Here is a 13,775-nt window from a genome sequence, read left to right as displayed (position 1 = left end):
AAGACCGAGGCCAGCAATCCTCTACGGCCGCCGGAAAATGACGGCCTGGTTGCGCCGCAACGACTTCCCAGTGGTCTCCAAACACACCGTGGACCGGCTCATGCGTGACGAAGGCATGAACGGCCTGATCCGGGGGCGCAAGACCCGCACCACCATCCCCGCCAAGGACTGCAAACGTGCCGGAGACCTTCTGAACCGGAACTTCAGCGCCAACACCCCCAACCGCATCTGGGTCACGGACTTCACATATGTCCCGGTGTATTCCGGCTTCGTCTACGTGGCTTTGGTGATTGACCTATATTCGAGGGCCATCGTGGAGTGGGAAACCTCCACCGTGAAGGACACAGCGTTCGAGGAGCAATGCCTGAAAATGGCGCTGTGGCGTCGAAAACACAGTAATAGACCTGTTGACAAGGGGCTTTACATCACTCAGATGCCGGCAGCCAATATACTTTGATCCGCTACACCGACACCCTGGAAATTGAGGGACTGGTGCCTTCGATTGGCAGCGGCGGCGACGCTTACTATAATGCCGCCGCAGAAATGGTCATGGGCCTGTTTAAGAACGAAGCCGTGGCGAAGGGATCGCCCTTCCGCAGCGGTGCGTTGAAGACCGAATCTGACGTCGTAGAGATCGTCTTTGACTGGGTCCATTGGTACAACAACCTTCGCTTGCATTCTTCTTTGGGTCACCAGACTCCAGAGGAATTTGAGCGCATCTACTATGGTGAAAATTCCGGCTCGTTACCCGACGCTGCCGCCCACAAAACGGCGGCGCCATCACACCGACAATGGCAAACACGCTCTCGAGGCGTCGCCTGTCTTGCCTAGCGGTATCGACGAGACAATTCAGGAGCTCTGCAGCGTCTGCCCCGGTGGTATGGGTAGCCATCATATCGTCGGCGCTGGTTAGCAGGGGGTCTGCCCTAGGGTTGCGTGACAACTGATCGAGACACTTTACGATTCCATGTAATTCACGTGCGTCACTGACTTGCAGTCATGTCCCATAAACAAAAAAATGGAGTCGCGGTAGGCACCCACTGTTGCGCGACACTACCAAGCGCCTCGCGCCAGCCACAGCTCCGATAACCCCAATGACTAATTGAAAAAACCCGAACTGATAAGAATCCTCATTGCGACCATTCACTACTGACAGAGATTCACCTCCCGGAGAATCTGGGCAAAGCAGCGAATATAAAAATAAATAATTATGTAAAGATATAATTATTTTTTTTGTAACCTGTCCCTAAATGCTTCGTCCAGAAAGTCGACAACTGTCATCCTATGCTGTGCAAGATAGTCGTCCAGATCGTCTCGTAGGCTAATTTCTATCTTGGACGAGAAGGGCTCCATACGTCGCTTGGATCGGGGCCGGCCAGGGCCGGGGCGAATTACCTCACTACGCTCTTCGAGCCTGGTACGTCCATCCATACCTTGCTCGGATGATATGGTCTCTGACGGCCTCGTCAGTGACTCGACAACATCCGCAATCGGCGCTTTACGAATTGATGATTTGCGTTCAATCGATGCCATTATTTCTCCCCATTTAATCGTCGTGCGTGCTTCACGAAAATCTCCGTCAGAGCAGCGGCACCTGGACCGGACAATTTTGTTAGTGGCGTTCGTGAGCTAACGGAGTCCTGCATGGCTGTCCGTTGAGGTACGGCTGGCATCATCACGCTGTCACCATACTCGGCCTGGAGTTCACCTATTTGGTAGGAATGCTCCCCCGTCAACGGTGCACTAGTTTTGTTGATGATGATGCCAGCGAATTTAAGCTCCGGGTTCAGATGGGGTAATGACTGGACTTTGGCTACAGTTTCCAGAAATTCAGTCACTCCCCTTACGGAGAACGCCGCGGCTTCAGTGACTGCAATGACTTGATCTGCCCAAATCAGGCCGTTAAGAGTGAGTCGGCCTAGGGCCGGAGGGAGATCGATCAGAATGTGGTCGTACTTTTCGAGCTCTACTGAGGTCCACGCAGCCGTTTTTAGCCTTAATTCAGGTGTCATGAGCACTTCGGACTCGATGCGTGACAAGCTTTCGGAGCCAGGCACTGCATCAATGCCCAACCAAGAAGTAGCGACGATGGCCTGCCCAAGAGTGCCGGCCTCTCCCCCATAAAGGACATCAAAGATATTAAATTCACCCTCGGCTTCTAGTGCTGTCGTAGCGTTGGCCTGTGGATCAAGATCAACGACGAGAACTCGTTTCCCCAGCAGGCTCAACCCAATAGCGAGACCGAGGGTCACTGATGTCTTACCAACACCACCCTTACGGTTTCCCACCGCTGTTATCACCGTCGACATAAGCCCTCCTTGAAGAATATTTACTTAAAGAATGACAGATGTACGTCTATACGTCAATCTTTCATTATGTCCTGACGTAATTATTTAATCATCCCTATTTCTTCACTAGAATCGAATCTCACCGGTCCCCAAGGCGGTGGTTCAGTTGCCTCACTATTTCATTGAAGCATAGATCTAAATAATTATGGCTGTCTTTCATTACGTCATGACATAATTATTTATTATAATAACATTTGGCTTCAATCGTGTTGTGGTGTAGGTGAGACCCGGCTCGTGGGCCTATGTAGCGTGGGATCTGACCGATAGCCGGGCCCTTGCGTCTCAGCTAGGGCAAAGACCATGGAAGTTCAACCGGTACCTCCTTGACGCTTGACAGACGGCTCGCACTTGAAAACGGACGGATCCCGATCCAAAAGATGCAGCAGACATTCACTTCGCTGGCCATCGAACATAACTACGGCGTACCCGGATTTTTCTCTGGGAGCGGGCCAAACAATCCTCATGACCTCCCCGCCACTGGACTTAACGTTGATTATAACCGCCTCTTTCATACGTTGCCGGTCCAGTTCGATTTGGATGCCCAGCACGACGACATACGCAAGACCGATTACCGAGAACACAAGAGGAACACGTCTCTCAAAAGTCTTTTGCCTCCAGGAGCGGTGCTTCCTCGCAGAGCCCGTGGGGCTTGTTCATGTGAAGGCGTCTAGATACTGATTTTTTGTGTCGCTGGTGACGGCTGAAGCCCGGAGATGGTGTGACGGCGGCGAGGAGGAAGCGAGAACTCTGACTCTTTATCCACACCAACCGTCTAAACAGCTAGGAGGTGTCGTTCAAGTGCACTGAGCTCTCCGTAGTCATTGGGTATCCAGGGGTCCCATTCCGATTGTTCTTGGTCGTAGAGATCTTCTTCGTAAATCACGGGGACAAGATGCCGTTCAAGATGGGCGTGCCAAACTCGGCGTTGTGCTTTGACGATGCTGCGCTGTTCTTCGTAATCTCCTTGGACACCCAACCATTCGGCAATTGTGGTGAGGTTGGTGCTGTGGATGAGCTGCCAGTAGCCATGGTGGCGCTCAATCATAGACAGTTCCGCCAAAGTAGTGAGTTCTCTGGCCACCGTAGGTCGACTCATTCCTGTAGCCCTGACAATGTCAGCGGTGGTGGGGGAGTGCCGCCCTCGTTCAATGGCCTCGTATACCAGGGCTGCTGGTGCACCGAGAGCTCGAAATACAGGACGAATGCCGTAGATTTTACCTTTTCTCCACGCAGTAGCGTTAGCCAGGTCTTGCCAGTGTTCAGGGAGACCAAGCAGGTAGATATCAGCCTGCTTGCCATGAGCGTTCTCAATTTTAGAGAGAAGACCGCCGCTGTACTTCACTAGATGCGGTAGCAACCTGGCTATAGTCCCGTGGTGGTGCCCCATAGCGAGAGCGAACGCCCTACAGCCCACATTGATCGCTAAAGATCCTTTCGCACGCGCGAAACCTAGAACAGCCCGAAGAAGGAAGCGGAGAGTGATTCCTTCACGCCCGGTACGAGCGAGGCGTTGGTCAATAACGGAATAAAGAACATTTTCGATGTCATTGATCTCGCTCATCGTCGACAGACGAGATCGAGGTTCAGCGGCACCCCCGCTGTGGGTTAAGGGAGGCTCTGTGTCGTATTTATTGCTAGAACCTTTCCCCACTGGTTGATGGCGTTGTTTCTCGGTTACCCATGCGGATGCGTTCTCCCATTCCTTGACCAGTAACCTCTCCAGGCGTGTGTCGTTACCGTAGAGCGCCCGGAGACCAGCGAAATCGGTGCTGAGTCGTGCTTGTATCTCTGGCAGGCTGACCTGCCAGGCGCATAGGTGATTTAGTACAGCTATGCGGGCTTCTGAGTCGCTTTTGTACCGTGTGGGGTCATAGCGGCCGGTGCGAGCGATGTTGCGCAACACGGAGCCGCGCAGGATCAAGTCAGTGGAGGGACCGACCCCGGGGTTGGTGTCTTTGACAGCAAGGAAGCTTTTTTTGCTGGTCTTTTTGGCGCGTACTTGAAGAATAGATGCGGCCAGCGCCTGTCTTAGCGCTTGTACAGCAGCGGCCGGGTTACGGCGAATCAAAACGTCGTATGCCTCTGAAAGGGGTGTATCTAGGACTTGGTGTCCAGTGAGCGACTTGTGCAAAGAGCCAGGTGGGCGAATGCAACCATCAGTAATGTTCTGGTGTGGGCCTGGGTCCAAGCTAGGGAAGCGCGTAGCAAGAGCCTCTACGAGTTCTCGAGCGTCTTCAGCAGAGAGCCGATCAATAACAGGAACGTAAATATGGCGTCCACCGCTGGGGGAGTGGTCAGCCACAAACCTCAATCCACAGGATGTAAGTAAGGCGCATATCGCCTCCGCATCATCGTCAACCACTGCCTGCAGGGCTTTAGAGGTGTCAAGGTCAAGGCACAAAGTTGCTACGGAGCCATCTGCACCATGGACCATCACTGCGACAGCACGAGCCGGAAGAGCTTTGGTGATGTGGGGCGGATTGGAGCGAGAGCGAGGATATTTCCCGCCGCGGGTAGCAAAACGCATGACAGGGGCGCCGGCAATTAAAGGCGCGAGAGCAGCCCATGCTTGAGCATGGACAGAGCCACTCGCCGACACGTTAGGTGTGTCAGCGGAGTGGGTTTTACCCAAAAAAGCGTGTGCGTGTATGATGGAACCATTCCTTAGCAAAAGCGGGCATGACAAAGCCGCTGTTGTTGAAGTAGCTACAAACCGAGAAACTTGGCGGTTAGAGGTTTTTAGCTACAGATTGAGTTTCAGGCAAGGCCCGCAGTCTGCGGGCCTTTTGCCGTTTAAGAAGCCTTTGCTATAGGCAAAGCCTCCTGCTGTGCGTCGTCAATTTTGTTCGACAGCCCTGAGTCCCGATCAATGAGCGCACCTACATACTCACTCAGAGACAATCCATGTGCGTGCGCAGCCTCGTGGGCACGCTTATGTTGTTCCGGTAACAATCGACCCCGAAGGGCAACACGATTGCCATCAAGTTTGGGAGTGACATACACGGGTTGTGTGTTCATAGCTCCATCCTTCCCGAAAATATGCGCGATACCGGTACCGCGACACGGCGTGTCGCTAAGAAACATAATGTTCACGAGGGTCCGTAAGTGATCGAAGGTCTATTTGCGCGGATAACCATCTTAGCTATTCACTTTCCGGTAGCACTCCGGAGATGATGGCAACCGTGAGGCTACCGAACGCGAAAGTTTTGGGGCCACCCATAATGCTTGTGCGCTTGTGCCGCGGCACACTGATCGGTGACGTACTACAGGGGTATGAGCTTTACTGCTCGGTGTGTTTTCTGGACCACTGAGGACAGTTGCGTGTAAGGTAAATGACATACAGAGACTCCTTGAGGGTGTAACTGTCGAAGCCTTTCACCAGGACCCGCCAAGATCTGATGGTGAAAAGCTTGAAAAACTTTATACGGACCGAAGCCCCGCTAAGCGGGGCTTCTTCGTTTAACTCGTCTGTTCTAAGGGCAGCGCCTCCTGGTGCATACCGTCAAGTTTGTTGGGGCGTCCTTCTGCGCGGTCGATCAGCGCGCCTACATACTCCCCGAAGGACATGTTGTACCGCTGCATCGCCACCCAAGCGCTGTGGTGCTGCTCCGGGAGCACCAGACAGTTCAGTGGTGTCTTCTTTCCAATCAGCTTGGGTGCACGGTATTCCTCCATGTGGACCACCATAACTCCGTTTTAAGAGAACCTGTAGATATACAAGTCGTGTCGCGGTATAGAGATTCTGGCTTCATTTGCTAAGTAAGCGATAGTTTACATACATGCTTTGTACATGCACAACTCAATGGTTGCGCGCTTCTTATACGCTCCTGGTGGAATCAGGTAAGATTTGAAGTTAGCTGTCCCTCTACGTTGTGTGGCGGCCTACACTACAACCGCTGACCTTGGCGAGGAGCTATAAAGATGGCAAAAGCAGGCCGTAGCGTCTTCCTTACGCAACAGCAGAAGAAGGAACGGCTAGCGGACCGCATGGGCATCCTTGTGGATATTTGGGAATCCGACAACAACACCGCACTCACGTACCCGCATGTTGAGGAAGCACTCTCCGCCAATGGAATCCAGCTTTCACGGACACGTTGGTCCTACTTGATCAACGGCACCGGCAGTTTGGTGACGGATCAAGATCTCCTGAAAGGCATCGCAAAGTTCGTCTTCGAAGTACCCGCTACTTATCTGACTGATCTATACAGTGAGACACCACCTGATGTGGAAGCACGGATGGAGTTTCTTGATCAGATGCGAAAGCTCAAAGTGAAGAACTTCGCCGCGAGAAATTTGGGAGCGACTTCCCCGGAAATCCTTAAGACGATCACCAAGATTATTGATGAGTCAATGAATGGTGACAAGTGAATGGTTCTCCCTCCGGTTGAGGAAAAGATCCGCGATCTGTGCGGTACCGGTACTACCTCGATGACGGAAGTTATTGAGCGTTTGGTAGTGATCTGTCAGAAGCCGATTAACTTGGTTGAACATGATGGAGAATGGGGATCGCTGACCGCACTAAAGGTCGAGTTTGAGGACCATATCAACGTCCTCTTTCCGCCTCAGAATTCGTTGCAATACAAGCTTCACTGTATTTATCACGAGCTTGGTCACATTTATCTGGAGAAGTTAGATCTGGCCTTACCCGAGATTCCTCAATCGCTCTTGAATCAGACCGCAGACGCAATCAGCGTTAGTTGCCGGCACATTGAGGACGATCCCGTAGAGCGTTGGGTGGAGAATTTTGCTTTCATGATGTCTAAAAAGACCCGCGCACGCAGCCGTTCTGCTCTCGATCCTTTCCTCTGCTGAACGATGAGGCTAATACTCTTCACGCTGTTGAGCGCCCTCTGTCTACTTAGGGTCCCTACCGTGGTGAAGGTGAAAGAGGCCCGGGCGTCCTGGTTGGCCTCCGTGTTCGGCCTCATTGCTCTCTACGCTCTGGGGATTGTTACCCCGTTGGCGACTATTGACAGCTACCTCGGTAGCATCAACGTCGCAAATTTACTGCAAGCCATCTTCGCGTTGCTGGCAATCTTCTTCTTCAACGACAGCGTGCGACAGTTAGCGAACGTCCCCATTCTCAGCTGGACTTACTATGCCCCGTTGCTAAGCATTCCCATCATGATCACTTGTTTCGTGCTGATTGAAGATAAAGCACCAACCGCGGCGGACTTTATCTTTCCCCGAATGGGACAGCTAGCAACTGCCTCTTACAGCGGTACGTACATGTTCGCATTGTTATTTACTGTGCTCAGGCTTGTCTACATGCTTCGCCACAAGGCAAGAGGCCTGTTAGCAGTATTTTCAACGGGTATGCTCTTAGTTGCGGTGGGCTGTGCGTGCCACCTGGCATATGTAGCGCTCTTCCATTTCACCCCTTGGGATGAGCTCGCTTTGACGATCGGTTCTTGGTTTTATCGTCTTTTCTATCTCGGCCTTTCGGTGACAGCAGCCAGTTGGTTGGTGCTGTTTATTTGGAAACAGTTCCCAAGACTGCACCTCTTGATGGGTGATGCTCTCTGGCTCACTGCGATGAGAATTAAATTTAGTGTGAACCGCTCTCGATTCAAGCCCGTATGGGATTTCTTCAATGAGACGCTCGAAGACGGAATCTATAAGAGCCTCATTGACGTTCATAACCGCGAGCGAGCGAGCCTGATGACGTTCTCGGAACCTATTCAAAGCAGGATCCGCAAAATTGAAGCCAAGCTAAACGCTCAGATTTAGCCCTGCTCAGCCGAAATTGTTGTACTGACCCATGTCCTAAGTTCGTTGGTAAAGGAACTGGGCGAGGCGTTCCACTCCTGAGTATGGTGTGCTTCAGGAAGGGTGATGAGGGTGACAGTGTCGGGATTAGCCATTTGAAACGCGGCTGATATTTCCCAGGGAACTTCTTGGTCAGATTTGGAGTGTAGGACCAGCGTCGGTGTGGTTACCCGGCCTGCTGCAACGGCCCATTCGAGCTCTTCGAAATTGATTGCTTCCTTCAATCCGACAAACTTCGCGAAGAGAGAAAATTGCAACAGACGGATGGCAAGGCCGGCGCCAGCCGCAGGAACGCCAGCGCGCGCTGCACCTGCAATGATGGTTTTACGCCAGCTTGTAACAGGTCCCACTAGAACAATTCCTGCTATCTGCCTCCTGTAGGCGCTGCGCTCTGCCGTAAGTAGGGCTATGGTCCCACCCATGGACCAGCCAGAGAGGATAATTCTTTTGGCTCCATGAGCAACGGCGTAGCCCATCGCGCATTCCACATCATGCCATTCGGTTTGCCCAAGGTGACTTGATTGGGCCTGGGGCGGTATAACCTCTGGGTCGCTGCGAAATGAGGGTATTAGGGAGGTAAAGCCTAATGGTCTAAAAGCGTGGACATCTCGGAACATGATTGCGCGGTCGGTCCAGCTCCCATGGATATGGATCACCCATACGTCCGTGTTATCACCTTCGAATAGCCAGGCGGGTGCCGCACCGTAAGTGGTTGGGATAAGCACTTCTTCGTATCGTCCACCGACCGCAGATGGATCGAAGAAAACATCCGGAGTCCAATCGACCAGTGGCCCCAAATGGTTAGGTCTTGAGACAGGCGGGTCAATCCACCGCTCTAAGTACTTTTTGTCCTCATTGATCAGAGCGACCTCACCTACTCTTGTGTATCTTTCGGCTACAAGATCGAACACACCAAAGATGCCAGGAGCCTTGGTGTAGTCATCCAAATCGATGCGGATTCGACGTCCGTCATCTGTCAATTCGGCGTGTCTGTAGTCCTTTGGGGCCCGCTTAACAATTTTCCGAGCCAAAACAACCGCGAATCCAGAGAGCGCCGCTGTCGGCAGAAGCAACACCAAACAGGACAGTCCGCACCATCTCTTCAACACTGATAGTCATCCTCCGGTGGTGGTCCGTTAGTACCGCGAAATATTAAACCATCGTAGCTGTCGCCTACAACTAGCCAAATGGACAACCCATTTACTCTACAGGCGTTGCACATGTTCACTACAGGCGTGTATCGTTTTGTTAGAGCCATTCAATGCGACTTCCACCTGTTTGATCGACAAAAAACGCACTGCCTTGGATCTCTTTTTCTATGGTTCTAGCAGGCTGCGATGTTATTTCTGCGGCTTGCGATAGCAAGTTTGGAGCGGTGTTGCTGTGAATGAAGAATCCGGAGCGGGCGCTGTGGCTTTGTTGGCTGGTGCGTTCCTGTTGCCGGTTCTACTTGTGGTGCTGATCGTGTTGGGCATGAGCACGAGCTCACCAGCAGCAGCCGCGTGCTTGCCCGGTGCCTCTGTTGACACCACCAAATTGCCGACAACACCGGTTGCAGGGTTTGAGGGGGAACAGCTCAAGAATGCGGCATTGATTATCAATGCCGGTCAGAAACTGAACCTCTCTACTCAGGGTCAAACCGTGGGAGTCATGGTGGCTATTGGTGAGTCCGGGTTGCGTGTGCTGGATCATGGCGACGGGCCGGGGCCTGATTCACGCGGTCTTTTCCAGCAGCGCGATAATGGCGCGTGGGGTAGCTACACGGAACGTATGGACCCGACGATTAGCGCAACGAACTTCTTCAAAGCTCTGTTGAAAGTGTCCAGGTGGGAGTCCATGACTCTCACAGCGGCCGCGCACGTAGTGCAAGGCAACGCTGACCCGGACCACTACACAAAATATGCCCAACCTGCCAGCGCGGTCATCGCCTCATTGGCTGGTATCACGGTCGAGGAAGCATCTTGTGAGGGTTCACCCGGTATTCCGGGGGAGTCAGGCAAGGATGACGATTACGGGTTCAAGGATGGCCTATACAACGCCAATAACCCGGTGACTGGGTTTTCGTATAAGAACTGCACGGACTTCGCGTGGTGGCGCATGATGCAGCAACTCAACATTACTGATCCGTCCCAAATGGACGCTCGGGCGCTGGGACCTGGTCACGCAATGACGTGGGGACCGACGTGGCAGCGCGAGGGCTGGACCGTAACGATGACACCTAAGGTTGGGGCCATTATTTGGTACGGCCCGGGCAATCCTGGTGGTGATCCTCTCTATGGCCATGTGGCTGTGGTGAAGGCCATTGCCGCTGACGGCACGGTCCTTGAAGAGGGCTACAACATGGGTCCGGATCATTTAGGCGGGTACTACACACGCACTATCGCCGCTAGCTCACCCTCTGGGTACCTACTCATTCCTACCAGCGATCAGTTCGCTCAAGCCTCCTAACTAAGAAGGGAATTTCTGATGAAAGCAAAACTCTTCCAACTCGTGACCGCTGCGGGAATCGCTGTGACCGTACTTACTGCATGCTCCGGGCAACCAGCCACACCAAGCGCAGAAACCGAAGAAGTCTCTGCCACCGTGACAGCTACAGCCACCCAATGCGGTTCTTGCGATGGGTCACCTCAAGCGGACCATACCGGGATCAGTGATCCGGGATGGGATGACCAGGCTAAGACCGATGCTCTGGATGTGGCCTCACAGGCCATGATTCTCTACAACCGCCGCACGGTGGATAGCAAAACGTGGATTTATGAGCTGGCCCAATACATGACTAACGAAGCCGGGGCTAAATATCAGGGCGTAGACCCAGCGAACATCCCGGTCTTCAAAACCATTGGCGCCCCGAAACTACTCATAGATGAGGGAAATGGCTTCGCAGCTCATGTTGAATTTCCCACGACCATCGGTGTTTTCGACTTCGATCTGAACCGTCAAGGCGCTAATCGTGAGTGGAAGATCAAGTACATCAATATGCCTGACGGCTTCCACTAACCCTCCCTAACGAAAGAAGAAGATCACTATGGCTATTGATAAATCTCTTGTTCAACCCCTTCCGGTCATTAGCGCCATCATCAACAGTGACGACACCGGAGTGCTCACAATCGACTCCACAGAGGAAGCCCACACCGGAGAAACCGCCGATGCTTTACGCCAGTCTCTGATGGCCCGGGTCTTTGCTGAGGCCGCCACACATGGCCGCCCGGTGCGGGTTAGCACGATGGATGAAACGGGTCTTTCTACCTTGATCTGCTCGCCCATTGGTGAGGTTGAAATTGAAGATGACTCCCCAGCACCGGCCGCACCGGCACTGAAAATTCTTCCCCTTGATGTTCAGGACATACCGAAAGCGCCGGCTACCCCACCCTCTATGACGCGGGTTCCTGTAAGCACCCCAAAAGTAGCACAGGGGAGTGCTCCGGAGGCTGGCAGTAGTCGGCGTGCTTTGCGTGAAGCCGGTTCTTTTCTGGCTACACCAGCCGCTCATGAACCAGCCTCACAAGGATTTCGGGGAGCGTTGAACAATCTAGGGCTCTCCCTGGCACCCTCAGCGGGGGAGTTGAGCGAACGCGAAGACATTGCTTTAGTCTCTAAGCACTTCGCCGGGACCCGCGTGGTGGCTGTCGTGAACCAAAAAGGCGGATCAAATAAGACACCTACCGTCGCTAACTTAGCTGCCGTGTTCGGCCGTAACGGGGCAAGTGTGGTGGGTTGGGATAACAACCCCACGACCGGGACCTTGGGGTGGCGTACGGAAAAGGGTGATCACAGCAGAAGTGCCCTCGATGTGATCGCTACCGCTGATGCTTTGCTCTCACCTACGGCACAATCTGCGGATATTAACGCTTACGTGCATCACCAAAGCACGGATAAATACGACGTACTGCGCTCGGACTCGGATGTGGCCGGTACTCACGAAGTCAACGCCGAAGAAGTAGACGTTCTCCATCGAGTCCTCACGAAGTATTACCGGCTCATTCTGATGGATTCAGGGAACAACCATCGAAGTGCTGAGTGGAACCGCATGATTGATCACGCCGATCAGTTAGTGGTCCCCACGACCAACGAAGAAGACCGTGTAGAGGCGGCCCTTCTGACGTTGCAGGGCCTGGACCTTCGGTGTGAGCGCTCCGCTGCGTTGGCTGCCAACGCCGTCGTTGTCGTCTCCGAACGTCAAAGCGGGGAAGGACGCCTGTCATCCGCGACCGCTGATAAGTTTCGTCCCTATGTCCGGGCGGTCAAGATCGTGCCTTTTGATCCGGCGCTGAAGTCTGGCCAGATCCGGTACGGTGCTTTGCAGGCCCGAACTCAGAGAGCGTGGCTTGCGGCTGCTGCTGCGGTAGCGAGCGGATTGTGAACGTGACCGATCAGAGCCTCAATCCTTGGGTTCAGGCCGCACAGAACATCACACCAGAACCTGCCCACCAGGTCCTGCCCCCGGCTGTGCCGCGTGAGTTACCGGTCTTCCTTGCCGCTCACGGTGGGGCCGGTGCAACGAGCTGGGCACATATCCTCGGGGCCGTCGATGGGGGACTACTGAGTACCCCGGCGAAAGCGGCATTGCTTCCCGGAGCAGAAATTGTGTTGGTAGCCCGAGCCAGTCTCGACGGTTTAGATGCGGCGAAATCTGCGATAGCTATTCATGGCTATCAACAGTTCGCTTGCGTTCTGCTGGTGCCCTCGGGACCAGGGAAGATGCCGCGATTGATCACTGATGAGGTCAAGGTTCTTTCCGGTGCGATCACCATAGTGGCCGTTCCTTGGACACCGGCGCTACTTGCCCGTCGAGCAGCCCTGTTGGGCCAGAACGATATTTCCCTCAAAGAACTTAACAAGATTACTGCCGCCCTGACAGAGGCTGGCATCACTATTCAAGGAGAAACAAAATGAACATCATCACCAGCATCACCGTCTTTGCAGGGAACTTGACCTCCGAAGCTAAGCCACTGCCTCAAGAAGTCACTAATGGTCTGGACACCATCAAAAGCTGGGTACAAATCATCGGTGGTTCCATCGCCGTTATCGGACTCATGATGCTTTTCGTGGGCTTGTTCTTCGCTCACAAGCACGGCCATGGTCAAGAGTTCATGGGTAAGGCCGGCTGGTGGCTCGTCGGGGCCATGGGCTTCGGTCTTGCCGCCGTGATCGCCCCTATCTTCCTCTCAATGTAAAGAAGCGGTGATTCTTCAATGAGCAAAGCAGTGAAAACATCCAAAACACTCGGTAAAGGGTGGTGGATATCCCTAGGAATCCTGATGATTGTTGCGTTCCTAGCTGTCCTGATTTTCGTCAAACCTGCCACGAAGACACCTGAACCAATCGCTCAGCCCACCACCAGCAAAACAGAGAAACCAGCTGGCGGTTGCGACGTCCCACTAGGGGATACCTCATCAAAACCAGCCATGCCAAAGGACCTTCGCTGGGAAGCCGCAAAAGGAGTATCTTGGCCTGTCTCCGACACCTACGGACCCACACAGGATAAGGACGGGTACGGAGTCTGCTTCGCCCGGACACCCCTTGGAGCGGCCTTAACCATGGCCACTTTCTCTGGTCTAACGAATACGCATGATTCAAAAAAGACTGTAGAAATCTACACGATAGAATCCACAGGAAAAAAGCAGCACTCGAAGCGGCAAAGGCTGCATCCAGTGATAC

The 13,775-nt window shown here is 53.4% G+C and carries 15 protein-coding genes; 10 read left to right on the top strand and 5 right to left on the bottom strand.

Annotation, left to right across the window (positions count from 1 at the left end; translation table 11 throughout):
• Positions 1 to 16 precede the first annotated feature (16 nt).
• Together QMG40_RS15740 and QMG40_RS15735 are read left to right on the top strand one after the other, a co-directional pair.
• A complete protein-coding gene (locus QMG40_RS15740) occupies positions 17 to 457 on the top strand; it encodes a DDE-type integrase/transposase/recombinase (RefSeq protein WP_283532147.1) in 441 nt (146 codons plus the stop codon).
• On the top strand, positions 454 to 831 hold the full coding sequence (locus QMG40_RS15735) for an integrase core domain-containing protein (RefSeq protein ID WP_283532067.1): 378 nt from the start codon (positions 454 to 456) through the stop codon (positions 829 to 831). The genes QMG40_RS15740 and QMG40_RS15735 overlap by 4 nt, the downstream gene beginning before the upstream one ends.
• 701 nt (positions 832 to 1,532) lie before the next feature.
• Here QMG40_RS15735 and QMG40_RS15730 read toward each other — a convergent pair.
• The 4 genes from QMG40_RS15730 to QMG40_RS15715 all read right to left on the bottom strand — a co-directional run bounded on the left by QMG40_RS15730 (position 1,533) and on the right by QMG40_RS15715 (position 6,023).
• Entirely contained in the window at positions 1,533 to 2,309 is a 777-nt protein-coding gene (locus QMG40_RS15730; protein WP_283532066.1) for a ParA family protein, read from the bottom strand.
• 811 nt (positions 2,310 to 3,120) lie between these two features.
• Positions 3,121 to 4,947 carry a helix-turn-helix domain-containing protein gene (locus tag QMG40_RS15725; RefSeq protein ID WP_283532065.1) on the bottom strand — a complete coding sequence of 609 codons (1,827 nt, stop codon included), beginning with the start codon at positions 4,945 to 4,947 and terminating at the stop codon, positions 3,121 to 3,123.
• 194 nt (positions 4,948 to 5,141) lie between these two features.
• Complete coding sequence (locus QMG40_RS15720) at positions 5,142 to 5,366, bottom strand: hypothetical protein (RefSeq protein WP_283532064.1); 225 nt, start codon at positions 5,364 to 5,366, stop codon at positions 5,142 to 5,144.
• A 441-nt stretch (positions 5,367 to 5,807) separates the two neighbouring features.
• On the bottom strand, positions 5,808 to 6,023 hold the full coding sequence (locus tag QMG40_RS15715) for a hypothetical protein (RefSeq protein WP_283532062.1): 216 nt from the start codon (positions 6,021 to 6,023) through the stop codon (positions 5,808 to 5,810).
• Positions 6,024 to 6,269: 246 nt separating this feature from the next.
• Between QMG40_RS15715 and QMG40_RS15710 the strand changes: the two genes are divergently transcribed.
• From QMG40_RS15710 to QMG40_RS15700, 3 genes are read left to right on the top strand one after another with little or no spacing between them, the layout of a single operon-like run.
• On the top strand, positions 6,270 to 6,716 hold the full coding sequence (locus QMG40_RS15710) for a hypothetical protein (protein WP_283532061.1): 447 nt from the start codon (positions 6,270 to 6,272) through the stop codon (positions 6,714 to 6,716).
• The gene (locus QMG40_RS15705; protein ID WP_283532060.1) at positions 6,717 to 7,160 is read left to right on the top strand and encodes a hypothetical protein; all 444 of its coding nucleotides are present in this window, start codon (positions 6,717 to 6,719) and stop codon (positions 7,158 to 7,160) included.
• Between the two features lie 60 nt (positions 7,161 to 7,220).
• Positions 7,221 to 8,078 carry a hypothetical protein gene (locus QMG40_RS15700; protein ID WP_283532059.1) on the top strand — a complete coding sequence of 286 codons (858 nt, stop codon included), beginning with the start codon at positions 7,221 to 7,223 and terminating at the stop codon, positions 8,076 to 8,078.
• Here the strand turns inward: QMG40_RS15700 and QMG40_RS15695 are convergent.
• Positions 8,075 to 9,226, bottom strand: a complete 1,152-nt coding sequence (locus tag QMG40_RS15695; RefSeq protein WP_283532058.1) for an alpha/beta hydrolase family protein — start codon at positions 9,224 to 9,226, stop codon at positions 8,075 to 8,077. The two genes, QMG40_RS15700 and QMG40_RS15695, sit on opposite strands and share 4 nt — an antisense overlap.
• Positions 9,227 to 9,500: 274 nt before the next feature.
• Here QMG40_RS15695 and QMG40_RS15690 point away from each other — a divergent pair, with 274 nt between their 5' ends.
• Genes QMG40_RS15690 through QMG40_RS15670 form a run of 5 tightly spaced genes read left to right on the top strand, consistent with a single transcriptional unit; the run spans position 9,501 to position 13,291 of the window.
• On the top strand, positions 9,501 to 10,565 hold the full coding sequence (locus QMG40_RS15690; protein WP_283532057.1) for a CHAP domain-containing protein: 1,065 nt from the start codon (positions 9,501 to 9,503) through the stop codon (positions 10,563 to 10,565).
• Between the two features lie 18 nt (positions 10,566 to 10,583).
• Positions 10,584 to 11,114: a hypothetical protein gene (locus QMG40_RS15685; protein ID WP_283532055.1), complete on the top strand. Its 531-nt coding sequence runs from the start codon at positions 10,584 to 10,586 to the stop codon at positions 11,112 to 11,114.
• A 28-nt stretch (positions 11,115 to 11,142) separates the two neighbouring features.
• Positions 11,143 to 12,477 (top strand): MinD/ParA family ATP-binding protein, encoded by a 1,335-nt coding sequence (locus QMG40_RS15680; protein WP_283532054.1) that lies wholly within the window; start codon positions 11,143 to 11,145, stop codon positions 12,475 to 12,477.
• 2 nt (positions 12,478 to 12,479) lie between these two features.
• Positions 12,480 to 13,010: a hypothetical protein gene (locus QMG40_RS15675; RefSeq protein ID WP_283532053.1), complete on the top strand. Its 531-nt coding sequence runs from the start codon at positions 12,480 to 12,482 to the stop codon at positions 13,008 to 13,010.
• Positions 13,007 to 13,291, top strand: a complete 285-nt coding sequence (locus QMG40_RS15670; protein ID WP_283532052.1) for a TrbC/VirB2 family protein — start codon at positions 13,007 to 13,009, stop codon at positions 13,289 to 13,291. Before QMG40_RS15675 ends, QMG40_RS15670 begins: the two co-directional genes overlap by 4 nt.
• Positions 13,292 to 13,775: the final 484 nt, after the last annotated feature.

The sequence above is a fragment of the Arthrobacter antibioticus genome (assembly GCF_030063205.1).
Classification (GTDB): domain Bacteria; phylum Actinomycetota; class Actinomycetes; order Actinomycetales; family Micrococcaceae; genus Specibacter.
This window is presented reverse-complemented; position numbering and strand designations above follow the sequence as displayed.

Coding starts and splice junctions, on each gene's coding strand:
- QMG40_RS15730 (WP_283532066.1), bottom strand. CDS start 2,309: ATGTCGACGGTGATAACAGCGGTGGGAAACCGTAAGGGTGGTGTTGGT.
- QMG40_RS15720 (WP_283532064.1), bottom strand. CDS start 5,366: ATGAACACACAACCCGTGTATGTCACTCCCAAACTTGATGGCAATCGT.
- QMG40_RS15715 (WP_283532062.1), bottom strand. CDS start 6,023: ATGGAGGAATACCGTGCACCCAAGCTGATTGGAAAGAAGACACCACTG.
- QMG40_RS15710 (WP_283532061.1), top strand. CDS start 6,270: ATGGCAAAAGCAGGCCGTAGCGTCTTCCTTACGCAACAGCAGAAGAAG.
- QMG40_RS15705 (WP_283532060.1), top strand. CDS start 6,717: ATGGTTCTCCCTCCGGTTGAGGAAAAGATCCGCGATCTGTGCGGTACC.
- QMG40_RS15685 (WP_283532055.1), top strand. CDS start 10,584: ATGAAAGCAAAACTCTTCCAACTCGTGACCGCTGCGGGAATCGCTGTG.
- QMG40_RS15680 (WP_283532054.1), top strand. CDS start 11,143: ATGGCTATTGATAAATCTCTTGTTCAACCCCTTCCGGTCATTAGCGCC.
- QMG40_RS15670 (WP_283532052.1), top strand. CDS start 13,007: ATGAACATCATCACCAGCATCACCGTCTTTGCAGGGAACTTGACCTCC.